This window comes from Shimia sp. CNT1-13L.2, from assembly GCF_024331145.1.
GTDB lineage: Bacteria > Pseudomonadota > Alphaproteobacteria > Rhodobacterales > Rhodobacteraceae > Shimia.
In genome coordinates this window covers 1-13,602 of sequence record NZ_JANDJO010000020.1, presented here as the reverse complement: position 1 = coordinate 13,602, position 13,602 = coordinate 1, and the positions used below count along the sequence as shown (strand labels likewise).

Below are 13,602 nucleotides of genomic sequence, written 5' to 3'. Positions count from 1 at the left end.
CCTGGAGGGCCGTGACGGTCATGACCGGCTGTATGGCGGCGACGGCGACGACACGCTTTTGGGCGGCGCGGGCAACGACACGCTGTCCGGAGACAGTGGCAATGATACGTTCGTCGTCCAACGTTATGGCGGCGTAGATAGGCTTTCTGATTTTGAAACCGGCAAGGACAAGATCATCGTCGCGGATTTTTCCGCTTCGCGTGTGGCGGCATCATTGGCTGATGCCAAGGCTGACGATACAGGATTCCTCGATCTGGGTAGCGGCACGACGCTTGTTTTTTCAAACAACGTGATCCGCAATCTTGAGTTGTCCGACTTCAGCTTTATTGCATTGCCGGAGCACCAGAAATCGCAGGAAGAGGTTTCCCGTTATTATTCGATCAAGAACGCCATGGTTGATGAGGGTGGAGTTCTCAAATTCGAGATCAACCGAACCGGTGATCTGAGCGAAGAAACACGCGTTCTTGTTCGGCTTTCGGCGGGCGATGAGAACGGGGCAATTGCGGGTGTTGATTACCTTGTCCCGCACGAGCTTGACGTGCGGTTCCATGCCGGAACGGATTTCGCGGAACTCGAAATCCAGACACTCGACGAGAACGTGTCGGAGCCGATAGAAATCATCCTCGCCGACTTGGTGAATATCGACGACGATGGCGCAATCCTGCCTGGCAATGGGCAGGGGATTGGCGCCATCCAGGACGGTTTCGGCGGTGCGCCGTTTGATACGGAGGATTTCATTCTAAACCTTGAGACCGGAGTCTGGGACATGTCCGGTGGGGATCCTGTGGCTTCGGGAGCCATGTTGATCCGGCACAAGAATACGGATGACAATCTCGCCTATATCATGTCGATCAACGATGCCGAAGAATACCGGGTGCGAGATGGCAAACTAGAGGTCACAAATGCCCAGATCAATTTGTCGTCAGTTTTGGAAACGCCTTCGTTTCTGGGTGGTCCTCTAAAGTCGACGTTCTCTATCGATCTTGAAACCGGCGAAATTGCTTGGGCTGGTGGTGCGGATTTTGATTTGGGTCTTGTGGGCGTTGAGCTGTCCCTACCGACAGTGTCCCAGAAATTCCTGCGCCTTGAGGAGAACGCGCTTGTTCTCAGCCCACGTACATCCTTCATTGGCTGGCTGTCCCCGATAAGCGACAAACTCAATATCGGAGGCGATTTCAAAGCCGAAATCTGGTCGAACAGCAACGGGCTGCAACCGGCTTTTGACTTTGGGCTGGATTTGAAAGGGCCTTACACGGTCAGCTTTTTGAATGTGTTTTCTGTCTCGGCTTCGAATATCTCGATCGACTATGAAAGCGGAACCATCGGTACGTTTTCTGATGATATTCTGACCTTCCAGGGGCAATTTGCGGCGTCGCTGGCCAACGTGGGTGAACTGGTGATCGACATCGGCAAAGGGGTCGATCCCTCGACGTTGGTCGAGGGGGAAAGCCGCTATCTTCAGGTGCGCGATAGCGATGGTGATGGCGATGCTGATATTGTCGTGAATGCGCGTGCCGATGTCTATTCGAACTTCAAGCTTTTTGGCATTGGGTTTGAAAGTGCGTTTCTTGAATTGGACAACACCGATGGCGAGTTGGATATCAAGGGCGGGGCAACGATCTCGTTTGGGAAGTTCTCCCTGTCGGCTGAGTTGGAGTATGTGACCGCTGACACGGCAGGCGGTGATGAGCTTCAATTGGATGCCATTACGGCGGGTATTGCTGCGACCGGTTCGGGTCTGCATGTCAGCCATGGCGTCTTTTTGAGTGGCGGCACGATTGGGGCGGGAAATCTCGCCAGCACAGCACAGGATGAAAACGTCACCCTTTCCGGAAGTGTGACGGGCTACTGGATGAACCGGGCCGTTGCGCATTTTGAGGCCACAGCCTCTGTGTCGAAGACGTCCTTTGAACTGGCAGGTGAGTTCGACCTGTTCAACTGGAGCCAGGGTGGTAGCGACTTTGCGCTTCTCGAGGCTGATGCAGCGCTGTCAGTTGATTGGGGGCAGGGTTTCAGTGCAACTCTGGACGGCAGCGCGACGGCTCTCAACGGGCTGTTCACTTTCGACCTTTTGGCAAACTTTAGCTACAAGGGGCTTAACGACTGGAGCACACTTTTCTATGCGTCTCAGACCTATAGTATGACCTGGTCTGATCTGAAGGCGTTTGTTCTGGGCTATGACAATAAGGGTGCCGAGACAGGCAAAACCCTTCGCAAAATCAATGATAATGACATTAATGCATCCTCGACCGTGTTCCTGCGAGTCGAGGCCAGTGACTCTCCCTGGGACAGCGGTGGGCTGAGTGGAGAGGTGGTTGTCGGGTATGATCGCCCTGGTCGCAAAGTGGATTATCTGCTGCGCTTTGATCTCGAAACGTTCGAATTGGATCTCGAGATTGGCCGTCGCAAGGCTGACTACTATACCCCGGGCAATGGGGAAGCGCTGTCTTCATCTGAAGGTCAGAGTGATCCCGCAGGTCAGTGGCAGGTTGCTGCGGGGGGTGCGTTTCTTCAGATGACGGTGTCATGGGAGGTTGCGTCTTCGGGGGCTGCGGTGCGGGTTGTGCATCCGGATGGCACGGTGATCGAAGAGGCGGATTTTGCCGCTTTTGGGATCGAGATATTCACCGAGATGACGACGGATTACGCGCGTTCGGTAGAGATCAGCACGCCATCAGCCGGGATTTGGGGGATCGAGCTGGTCGATGCCACTGGGCTGGGTCTTGTCGAATACGAAGCCTGGACGCCGACGCAGGATGTGGCCTTTTCGCTGGACGGGCTGACGCCGGATGCCGGGTCGGTGCGGCTTGATGCAAGCTACAGCTATGAGGGCAATTCGGATGTTGCCACAGTTGCGCTTTACGCCATTGCCGGCACCGGCCATGACGCGCAGTCGGACCTGAGCGCTGGTATTCTTCTCGGCACGATGGATGCGGCAGCCGGAAACGGTGCGCTTGATCCGGTCCTTCTGACGGCGTTGCTGGCAGGGGACTACCAGATCTATGCGGTGGTCCACGACGGGGTGGCAGAGCCGGTGACTGTCTTTGCCGATACCCCGGTGACGGTGCAGGGCGAGATTGATCTTTCGCTGACCGCCACGCAGGCTGAGACCTCGTTGGTGACCGGGCAGACCGGTACAATTGATGTCGTGTTGCGCAACGATGGCTCCCGCGATGCGCTGAACGTCTCGTTGCAAAGCCAGATCGAGGGCGATGCCGAACTGGTCAGGATCTTCCACGATGGGCTTTGGACTGACCCCGAGACCTTCGAGATCGATCGCCTGGCGGCGGGGCAGAGCGTTACGCTGCGATTGCAGGTGGCGGCAGGCACGACGCCGGGGCAGGTCTCGCTCAGCCTTACACCACGTGGTCCCAATGCGGAGGCGAACCTGGCCAACAACCTCTCCGTGGTGGCCTTTACCCTGCGCCAACCTTTCCACCGCATCGAGGGCACCAAGGCGTCGGACGACCTTGCAATATCGGATGTCAATGGCGTGATCCTTGCCGGAAGTGGCAAGGATACGGCTGTGGGGGCAGCGGGAGACGACCTGATCTATGGGGCCTGGGGCGCCGACAGCTTGCTGGGTGGCGACGGCAATGATTATCTCTCGGGTGGTTTTGGTGATGACGAGATTGGGGGCGGACGTGGCCGTGACGACCTTCTTGGCGGGAGCGGCGCAGACACCCTGCGCGGCGGCGATGGCGGTGATCTGCTAGCGGGCGGAGCTGATGACGATCTGCTGCTGGGAGGAGACGGCGCGGATACGCTGGATGGCGGGCAGGGGCAGGATCTGGTGTCTTATGCAGATGCCGCCGCCGGTATTGTTCTCAACCTGGCAAATGCGACAAAGAACGCAGGTGATGCGGCCGGTGATGTCTTTGTCGAGGTCGAGACCTTCGAAGGGTCGGCCCATGGCGACGTTCTTACGGGGGACGGCCAGGCCAACCACCTGTCGGGCCTTGGTGGCAACGACACGCTGAATGGCGGCAACGGTAAAGATACGTTGCTGGGCGGCAATGGTGCAGACAGCCTCAATGGCGGTGTCGGGGCCGACCACGTTGTTGGCGGCAAGGGGCGTGACACAGCCATTCTTGGCCAGGGCGATGACCTCTACGTTGACGATGCGGAAGGCCTGAAAGCGGGGCGCGATACGGTCTCGGGTGGCAAGGGCAACGACACTATCGAAGGTGGTGGTGGTAACGATGTCTTCCGGGGCGACAACGGTTTTGACCGTATCCTTGGCGGGGCGGGCAACGACAAGCTGTACGGTGGCAACCAGGCGGATGTGCTCAATGGTGGCAACGGTCAGGACACGCTGTTTGGTGGGGCAGGCCGGGACAAGCTGACCGGCGGCGGCGGTGGAGATGTGTTTGTCTTCGCTGACGGCTTTGGTCAGGACACGGTCTTTGGCTTCAGTGCTAACGACAAGGAAGTCCTGAACCTGAAAGGGGTAAGTGCCATCACCGACTTCCAGGATCTGCTCGACAATCACCTTGTGGATCAGGGCGGCTTAGCCAAGATCGTGGTTGGGACAAAAAGTATTCTCTTGAAAGGGGTCGCTTTTGCCGACGTCGGAACCGGACTGGCCTACAGCGAGGCCGACTTCGTGTTTTGAACTTGGGTGTGGGAAGAGGGCTTCCTGAAGAATTCTGTTCGTTACGCTCTATTCGTCTCGGACAGTTACTGCGCCCAGAGCATTCATTAAGGGCCAAACACACCAAAGGTCCTCATGAGTAAGTGTACTGACACTTCTCGAATGTCTGTCTTGAAAGCGTTTCAGCGCGAAAAGGAGATTTGCTCTGAAAAACAGCAATGGGCCGATAGTTCCCATCTACAAAGGGCGGGAAGCGGACTTTCGCTGCGAAGAGGTCCAAGGTCTGCTAACCGCAACGGTGCGGCCCTTTGCTCTTGCAGTTGTTGCTGATGCAGAAAGAGGCCAGGGTGATCAGAGACTGGCAAAGCGGGAAGTTCTCTCTGCCGGTTGGCGATGACAAGGAGTTCATCAAACTCCCAAGATAGCCTCGAAGCGTCTGGACGGTTTCCGCGCCACTATCCGGGTGGCGTGGAAAGCCTGCATTGGCCGAACGATGTCAGCATACTTTGTCCCGATCGCAGCAAATTGGGTCAGTTTCAGGTAGCACTCAGTTGAATCGCGAGGTCGGTGAAACTGTCCACCTCCAGATCATAACCGCCTTCGCCCGCAACCTCTGAACCGGTCTCGCCCCATTCCTCCGGGCGGCGGATAAAGGCTGTCCGGAACCCGACATTACGGGCGGCGTCCAGGTCGAAGGGATGGCAGGCGACCATCAGGCATTCGGGAGGATCCAGTTGCAGCAAGGTGGCAGCACGGGCGTAGGACTCAGGCAAGAGCTTGTAGACACCTAAACCTTCGCAGGACAGAATCGCATCCCATATCAGACCGCTCCTGCGTGAGCTATCGATAACCAGCCGGTAGGACAGGAGCGTGAAGGACGCCACAATATAGCGGTTTCGCAGGGCGGCCAGGCCGGGTTGGACATCCGGCCAGGCGGTGAAGCTATGCGGCGCACCCCAGGCGATCGCGCGGCGGTCAGTATCGTCGAAGATGTCCAACCCCTCATCGGCGAGCAGCGTGTCCAGACAGAACCGATGTGCCTCGTCGAAATTATAGGCCGGCGGGCCGGCGCGTCCGAGATCAAGCATGGCTTCCATGCTGCGGCGTCGCAGCTTGTTGGTCAGCGCGCCCCAGTCTCGGGTGATCCCATGGCGCGCGCCGGTCGCCGCGAATGCCTCGCGGAATCCGGTGTGCCAGTCGAGCACGGTGCCACCGGTGTCGAAGGTCAGCGCCTTGATGCCGGACAGGCTCATGGGATCAGCACCGTCGCACCCAGGGTCTTGCCGGATTCGATGGCCTCATGTGCCTTGACCGCGTCCTTCAGCGTGTATTCGTAGTTGATGTTGGCATCCAGAATGCCGTCACCGATGGCCTTGAACAGATCGCGTGCGGTCCATTCCAGATCAGAACGCTTGGCGACGTAATGCATGATCGCAGGGCGCGTGATGAACAGGGACCCCCGGCGGCCTAAATCCTGGATCACGTCGATGGGATCGGGCGGACCCGACACATGGCCATAGGCCGCGCAGACGCCCATCAGTCGCAAACTGTCCAGGCTGTCCTGCAACGTGTCTTTGCCGATCGCCTCATAAACAACGGCGCAGCCTTCGCCATCGGTGACGTCCCGAACGACGTCGACAAAACTTTGCTGTGAGCGGACGACAGGGTAATCACAGCCTGCCGCGCGGGCGACCTCGGCTTTCTCTTCAGTCGAGACCGTACCCACCACGGTTGCTCCGAGCGCCTTGGCCCATTGGCACAGGATCAACCCCATGCCGCCCGCTGCCGCGTGGACAAGGATCGTATCGTCCGGTTGCACGGCATAGGTGCGGTGTAGCAGGTAATGCGCGGTCATGCCTTTCATAAGCAGCGCGGCGACCTGCTTGTCGTCCAGCCCATCGGGCAGGTGCAATAGTTTGTCGGCGGGGTAGTTGCGCACCTCGGAATAACTGCCCAAGGGCGGGATGCCATAGGCAACGCGATCCCCGGTCTTGAAGTCGGTCACGCCATCGCCCACGCCTTCCACAATGCCCACGCCTTCAAAGCCGATCACCACCGGTTCATTCGGCACCGGCCACGGATGAGAGATGCCGCCGCGGTGATAGGTGTCGGCATAGTTCACACCCACCGCCGTGTGACGCATGCGCACTTCACCCGGTGCCGGATCAGGTACGTGCCAGTCTTCCCAGTTCATGCAACTGGGCGGACCCTTCTTGTGGATCACTTGTGCTTTTGACATGGAAGCTCCTCCCTTGGTTTGTGCTTGCCCTCAGACGGCTTGCGCTGGCTGCAGCTGATTCAGGATATTGGCATAGGTCTCTTCGCCTTGCGCGCCGGTGACGAGATGTTGGCGGGTGAAGATCATCGCGGGCACGCCGGTAACGCCGCGAGACGTCCAGAACCGCTCTTTCTTTCGTACGGATTCAGCGCGCTCGCCACTTTCCAGCATTGCACAGGCCGTGTCGCGATCGAGACCAATACTGGCGGCGACATCGGCGAGAACATCCACATTGTTGAGATCTTCTCGCCGGGTGAAGAACGCCGCGAACAGCGCCAGTTTCATGTCATGAGCACGGCCCTGATCTTCAGCCCAGTCAATCAGTTGGTGAGCGCGGAAGGTGTTCATCATCCGCATGTCGTCGGCATAGTTGAACTCGAACCCAAGTGCCGCGCCCATCTCGGTCAGGCGCGCCCGCGCCTTGATCGAGCCTTCCAGCGTGGTGCCGTATTTCGCGGCCAGATGTTCGCGCAGGTTTTCGCCTTCTTGCACCATATTGGAGTTCAACTCGAACGGGTGCCAATGCACGTTAATGGCTACTCCGGTTGCATTGGCGGCATGTGCCAACTGGTGATAGCCAATGACGCACCAGGGGCAGACGACATCAGACACGATGTCTACACGAAGGGGGATAAAGGCGCTCATCTATTCACTCCATAGATTTAGAAACTTGAAGAGACCGACCGCAGGCTGGACACACGCCCTGACGCGCCTGAGTTTCGGTTCGAACTTGTTCGTGAATGTGGCTGGCTGCCCGACGGGACAGGCCCAACTCCTTGCGCAGGGCTTCTATCGATGCCTGCTCCTCTGCACAAATCGTGCCATCCTCCAGCGCAAGGCGAAACTGAGCTTCGAGGCTGGCACGGCGGCGGTGGAGTTGGTCGTTCAGGCCGCTGGCAATGATCCCGGCAGGCAACGCGGCCATACCGATCCCCACTATGGTGATGATCGCGCCGAAGATCTTGCCTGCCACCGTCACCGGCGTCACGTCGCCATAGCCCACGGTCGTCAGCGTGGCCACCGCCCACCACATTGCGGCAGGGATAGAGCCGAATGCATCTGGTTGCGCCTCATGTTCGGCCAGCCAGGCCCCGCTGGAGGCAAAGATCAGCATCAGAACAAGGATGAAGAAACCTGCCAGAAAGGCCCCGGCCTCTTCCTCGAACACCGCCAGCAACATGCCCAATGCGGGTGAATATCGGGTGAGCTTAAGAAGGCGGAGCATCCTGAGCGTGCGCAGAATTCGCAGATCCAGAGGAAAGAGCATCCCCAGCACCGCCGGTAGGATCGCCAGTAGATCAACGACAGCCAGCGGGCTGGTGGCCCAGTCCCGTCGCGACCGAACCTCAGGGTTTTCGGGGGCCACCCACAACCGAGCCAAGTATTCGGCAGTGAACACCAGAAGCGACACCGTCTCGAACAGGTCGAACGCAAGCTTCCAGCGCGCATAGATAGGCGCGACCGTCTCGAGGATCACCGCACCGACATTCAGCGAAATGAGTACGATCAGCGCGATCTCCAGCAGCAGCGGGCCATCGGCGTCTCGGTCGGGCCGCTCGAGCCACCAATAGACCCGGGCCCGTAGTGTGGGACTGGCTTCAATCATTGCGGAAGGTCATCCAGGCTCGGCTGACCGGGACTACGATCTGCGAAAACAGCGCTGTGCCCCAAAGCAAGTTAGCCACCAGAGACGGCACATGGGGCACCGCAAAGTAAGTGCCGATTGCGCAAAGGATTCCGAACAGGCGCACGTCCCCTCGGCCAAATCTGGACGCGACGCGATCCTCGATGATCTGACGTAATACCCAAAGCATGGCGATGTATCCGGCCAACCCGAAACAACCGATGGCGGCGTATTTGACCGGGTATGGATCCCAGAAACCGACCTTGACCTCAGCCGCAAGCGCCACGCCCACCATCACCCCGCAGAGCATCAGCACCAGATGTGCCAGCCACCAGATGACAATGGTTGCGGGTTTGTTGTCCTTGGGTTTGGCATTGCCGACAAAGTCGAAATAGATCCAGCACATCACGAACATCGACACGCCGCCGATCACGAAATTGACCAGCACGTCGGGCGTGACCTTGTATATACCTTTCTCGGACAAGGTGACGACCAGCTTGAAAAAACCCTCTCCCAGAACGATCAGCGTCAACAACGCAAACCGCTCGGACATGTGTCCAAGGCGCGGGGCAAAACGATCAAACCGCAGAACGCTGATCCGTGGAATCATATAGACCAGTTGGGTGGTCACCATGGCCGCCGCAAAAAACCAGTAGGCTAGGGGTTTGGGCAAGAATGCCGTTGCCGCGAAAATCGCGGCAAAGATCAGAAAATTTCCAATCTGTGCGTTGCAGAACGATTTGCTCGCGGCGTTGGTGCGACGCGCTCGGAAATACAGGGCGGCCATCAACAGGCGATTGGCCGCGAAGCCCAGCGCAAAGAACGTCCAGCCTTTGCCATCGATGGCCGGGATCGCGGCGGCCATGAACATAACGGTACAGATCATCAGTGACATGATGATCCGGTGCCAGAAATCGGTGCTGACATAGATGGAGTTGAAGATGCTCAGCTCGCCCCAAGCATACCAAAGGGCAATGAAAACACCTGCAAAGGTAATAAAACCGTGCAGATCCAGATGATCCGACAGGTAGTTCCCCAAAAGGAAGATCGTCACCACATGGATCAGATCATAGAACAACTCGACCCAGTGAACGTGGTCATGGGTGTTCTCAAGATCGTGGTGATGCTGTGGTTTCCGCCACATCGGGTGATCATTCAGGGCCATGTCCGGGGGGCTTTCTGCTATTGGATGGCCCGCCCCAACCGGGGCGGGGCAAAAGAGATTAACGATCGTCGGGATGCACCCAGGCGTATTTGTCCATGCCGCGATCCAGTCGCGTGTGGGCCAGTGCATTGGTGAAGTTCGAGATCAGCTTGGCAGCCAGTCCCGTCAGCACGTCCAGCGCCGCCTTTCGGTCATAGCCCGCATCCAGAAAAGCCTGCAGGCGGTCGTCGCCGATATGCCCGCGCTTCTCAAGCAACTCTCGGGCAAAGCTTTGCAAAGCCGCCAGCTTGGGGTCGGCCAGCGTTCGGCCTTCGCGCAGATCGTCGATGACGTCATCGGGCATCTTGGCCCGTTTCATCATCATCGTGTGCCCGGCCATGCAGTAATGGCAGCGATTGATGAAGTTCGAGGTCATGAAGACCACCTGCGTCTCGAGCAACGTGAACGAGCTGTGCTTGAGGAACAAGTCGAACGCCTTTTGATAGGTCTCGTAAGTCACAGGGCTTTCGGCAAACAGAGCGTGCAGGCTAATCAGACCGCCGAATTCGGCCACGGTCTGATCAATCAGCGGTTTCGAAGCTTCGGGAGCGGTGTCCTTGGTGTGATAAGTAAAGGGGGTGCCTACTGTGTCAGTATCCAGCATGATTCAATCCTTCTTTGCATTGGAAGAAAAACGCGCGGCATTCGCTTTGGCCGCCGCCGCGATGTCGCCCTTGCCGAAGGCCGAAGGACGCGGCTCGGGCAATTGCAGAGCCTCCTGCACTTTGGGCATCGCATCGAGCCGGTCGAACCAGGCCTGAAGGTTGGGCAAGCCTTCTATATCCACGGTTGCCCAGAAATAGCTGCGCGCCCAAGGATAGGTGGCGATATCGGCAATCGACATCTCGCCGCCCACCAGCCAATCGCGGCCCTTGAGCCGCATATCCAGCACTTCCAGCAAGCGGCGGCTTTCGGTCACGTAGCGGTCGATGGCAAAAGGCACCTCATCGCCATTGGGTTTGGCAATGCGCTGAAAATACATCGCCTGCCCCATGATCGGTCCGATATGGCCGACCTGAAAGAACAGCCATTGCAGCGTCTCGGACCGCTCCACCGGGTCGGAGGACAGGAACCGCCCATATTTTTCGGCCAGGTGCCACAGGATTGCCCCGCTTTCAAAGATCGCGCGCCCCTCGGCCCGATCCCAGATCGTCGGGATCTTGCCGTTCGGATTCATCTTCACGTAGTTGGGAGCGTGCTGTTCCTTCTTCGAGAAGTCGACATTGACCAGCTCGTAGTCGATCTCGGCCTCGTGCAGGAAGATGAGCGGTTTCCACCCGTTCATCGTGTTCGCGGTGTAGAGAACGATGTCAGGCCGCGACATTTTCGCCCTCCGCGAATACGGCACCCAGATGGGTATCGAACCGGGCGAAATCGGCCTCGACTTCGGGGTTCTTCATCACATCGAAGGCGGCAAAACTCGGCAGCGGTGTCATGTCGAAGAACCGGGCGTTCAGGTGCATCGGGCGCAGCAGATCGTCTACGCTTCCGCCCTGGAAGAAAGGTTCTGACGCGTCGTCAAAAGCCTCGCGCGGGGCGTTGAAAGTGACTGACAGCATGTATTTGGTGCCGGTCAGCGTGCCGCCCATGCCATAGTTTTCCTTGGGTGACTCGGGGCTGCGGCCGTCGCCGTTGGTCAGGCGGCCGTCCATGCCGACGGTGTAGACCTCGTCCATGTATTTCTTGAACGACCACGGCGCGCCCATCCAGTTGATCGGGAATTGCATGATGACCGTGTCGGCCCAGATGTGGCTTTCGACCTCGGCATTGGCGTCGTAGCCTTCGGCCACGGTGGTCACACGCACGGTGTGCCCTTGCGACTCGAGGAAGGCGCGGGCGCGGTCCACCAGTGTGGCGTTCAGCTTACCGGGTGCGAATTCATAGGGCTGTGCCCCGTTCAGAATCAGGATGTTGCTCATGGTCGGTTCCTTTGTGTTTCGGCGGGCCCCACTTGACTCGCGGCCCGTTCGAGGGGAAATTGCGATTGCAAGGAACTGAAATCAACCAGTATACTTTTGGTAACCTTAAAATTGGAAGTGAGGGCACCAGATGCGTGCAAGAGTCGAAGACGACGCCCAGGGAAGGCGGCAGGTCTATGAAGCCTGTTTTGAACCTTGCGCGATCGAAAAGGGCATGAGGATCATCGGCGGAAAATGGACCGGGTCGATCCTGTGGCATCTCAAGGACGGTCCGGTCAGGTTCAACGATCTGGCTCGAATGGTGGGTGGCGCATCCAAGAAGATGATCACCGAACGTCTGCGCCAACTGGAAACGCAGGGACTGGTCCGGCGTGAGGTTATGGATACAGCCCCGGTGTCTGTTCACTACGAGATCACCGAGTTCGGGCGCAGTGCGCTGGGGTTCCTCGACGAGCTTCGTAAATGGAGCGAAGGTTTGCCGCAGGAAATCCACGCCGATGGCTGAACTCCCCCGGCGGAAGCCCGACCCTATTCCCGCGATCCATCCAGTCCCGGAATTCGCTGTCAGCGGCGCGCGCGCGGCGGTTTACGAGCGCACCAAGAAGGGCCTCGCCGTCCCTTGGATGGGTGTGGTTGCCATGGCCTTCGCGCACTACCCCCGGTTCTATGACACCCTTTGGTCGGCCATGGAGCCAATCACCGGAACCAAGGCGTTTGAAAAGGCCTGCCGGTCCCTGCGAGGAGTCGCCGAGCGGGAGGCAGAAGCCTTGGAGCCTGCGCCCTTGGTGTCGCGACTCATTTCGCAGGGCTATGGCGTGGAGGAGATCGACGACATCCGCGCCTGCAACGAAGTCTTTTCCGCGGGCAACATGCCTTACGTCCTGATGGCGACGCTGGCGCGGCTGCTGCTGGAAGGAAACCCATGGCGAGTTGGTGGAGATCTTTGCCACGTTACGTCTTCAATTCCGGCCATGCCCAAGCCGCCTCTGATGGAAACGCATCACGCCTCAGACGATCTGGCGGCCCTCTACGGTGAGCTCCGCGAGGTGCTCGGGCTGCCTTTCGTCAACACCGACTATCGCGCCTTTGCGCGCTGGCCCAGCTATTTCATCTTGGCCTGGAGCGATCTTAAACCTCGATTGTCCGAGACCGGGTACGCTGCCAGAGTGGAGTGTGTCCATAAAGCGGCCATCGACCTTGCTGTCTCACTGCCGAATGCGTCCGGAATAACCCCTGACGCTCTGCGTGACGCGGCTACATCCGATGCATCGTTGGAAGAGGTCCTATCAGTGGTGAGGTTGTTCCAGTGGCTTTTACCGGGTCTGGCCGTGAACGTCGCGTTTTTTCGAAGCCAATTGCGATGTTAGTGCGCTGGATTGCCTCAAACATCGAGCCGATTGAATCAGCACCTTTCAAAGGTATAAGGTGACCCGGCTTTCTTCGTCCCGCCAGACGTCAATACGCCCACACCTCAAATTCGCTGCCAAAACGTAATCCTGAAATGACGGACCACACCGCCGCATTTGGTTGCCCAGGCTGATGACTGGTTAAGGACAAGTGTTAGCTTGGCGCGGTCGAGCGAAAGGCTGGGTTGTCCCGCATTCCGAATGTCGCAAGTTGCGGACGCAAGAATTACCGCTGATTCCGCCGCTCTGCAGTATGAGGAATTTCGCCATCGCAGCGAAGGAAATGATGCGAGCGCTTGCAGCGAGAATCTTGGGCTTCCGGATTGGGCTCCAAGCTGCCGTTTGGTGCCTTATCCGCAAAAGTCCGCAATGGGCCGTTTGCTTCATTTTCCCCGGCCCGTTGGTCCGCCTAGTTGGCCCCTGCCCAGACTATCAGGCCGTAAGAGGAGCCTTTGTTAGGCCTTACCCCTCATCACCGTCCACAACAGGAAACAGTGTTTCGATAGGCACGGGTTTGACGTTGTCTGGAATGCGCCATGGAGTCCATTTGAAGGAACCCTGCTCGGAGAGTTCGTCG

General features: G+C 58.3%; 10 protein-coding genes and 1 pseudogene. 3 read left to right on the top strand and 8 right to left on the bottom strand.

The features are described 5' to 3' along the window. A pseudogene (locus NNA36_RS19905) lies at positions 1–4,615 on the top strand (hypothetical protein); the annotation flags it as partial. A 515-nt stretch (positions 4,616–5,130) separates the two neighbouring features. Here NNA36_RS19905 and NNA36_RS19900 read toward each other — a convergent pair. The 8 genes from NNA36_RS19900 to NNA36_RS19865 are packed head-to-tail and all read right to left on the bottom strand — an operon-like array spanning position 5,131 to position 11,619. Then, positions 5,131–5,847: an HAD family hydrolase gene (locus NNA36_RS19900; protein WP_255110401.1), complete on the bottom strand. Its 717-nt coding sequence runs from the start codon at positions 5,845–5,847 to the stop codon at positions 5,131–5,133. Next, complete coding sequence (locus NNA36_RS19895; protein WP_255110399.1) at positions 5,844–6,833, bottom strand: quinone oxidoreductase; 990 nt, start codon at positions 6,831–6,833, stop codon at positions 5,844–5,846. Before NNA36_RS19895 ends, NNA36_RS19900 begins: the two co-directional genes overlap by 4 nt. A gap of 30 nt (positions 6,834–6,863) precedes the next feature. After that, entirely contained in the window at positions 6,864–7,517 is a 654-nt protein-coding gene (locus NNA36_RS19890; RefSeq protein WP_255110398.1) for a DsbA family oxidoreductase, read from the bottom strand. Between the two features lie 4 nt (positions 7,518–7,521). Beyond that, positions 7,522–8,478 carry an ion transporter gene (locus NNA36_RS19885; RefSeq protein WP_255110396.1) on the bottom strand — a complete coding sequence of 319 codons (957 nt, stop codon included), beginning with the start codon at positions 8,476–8,478 and terminating at the stop codon, positions 7,522–7,524. Beyond that, positions 8,471–9,661 (bottom strand): low temperature requirement protein A, encoded by a 1,191-nt coding sequence (locus NNA36_RS19880; RefSeq protein WP_255110394.1) that lies wholly within the window; start codon positions 9,659–9,661, stop codon positions 8,471–8,473. Before NNA36_RS19880 ends, NNA36_RS19885 begins: the two co-directional genes overlap by 8 nt. 58 nt (positions 9,662–9,719) lie before the next feature. Then, positions 9,720–10,304, bottom strand: a complete 585-nt coding sequence (locus tag NNA36_RS19875; protein WP_255110392.1) for a carboxymuconolactone decarboxylase family protein — start codon at positions 10,302–10,304, stop codon at positions 9,720–9,722. Between the two features lie 3 nt (positions 10,305–10,307). Then, the gene (locus tag NNA36_RS19870) at positions 10,308–11,024 is read right to left on the bottom strand and encodes a glutathione S-transferase family protein (protein ID WP_255110390.1); all 717 of its coding nucleotides are present in this window, start codon (positions 11,022–11,024) and stop codon (positions 10,308–10,310) included. After that, entirely contained in the window at positions 11,011–11,619 is a 609-nt protein-coding gene (locus NNA36_RS19865) for an NAD(P)H-dependent oxidoreductase (RefSeq protein ID WP_255110387.1), read from the bottom strand. Before NNA36_RS19865 ends, NNA36_RS19870 begins: the two co-directional genes overlap by 14 nt. 130 nt (positions 11,620–11,749) lie before the next feature. On the opposite strand from NNA36_RS19865, the gene NNA36_RS19860 reads away from it, so the two are divergent. Further along, complete coding sequence (locus NNA36_RS19860) at positions 11,750–12,124, top strand: helix-turn-helix domain-containing protein (RefSeq protein WP_068347447.1); 375 nt, start codon at positions 11,750–11,752, stop codon at positions 12,122–12,124. Continuing rightward, entirely contained in the window at positions 12,117–12,986 is an 870-nt protein-coding gene (locus tag NNA36_RS19855) for a halocarboxylic acid dehydrogenase DehI family protein (protein ID WP_255110385.1), read from the top strand. Before NNA36_RS19860 ends, NNA36_RS19855 begins: the two co-directional genes overlap by 8 nt. The last annotated feature ends 616 nt before the right edge of the window (positions 12,987–13,602 follow it).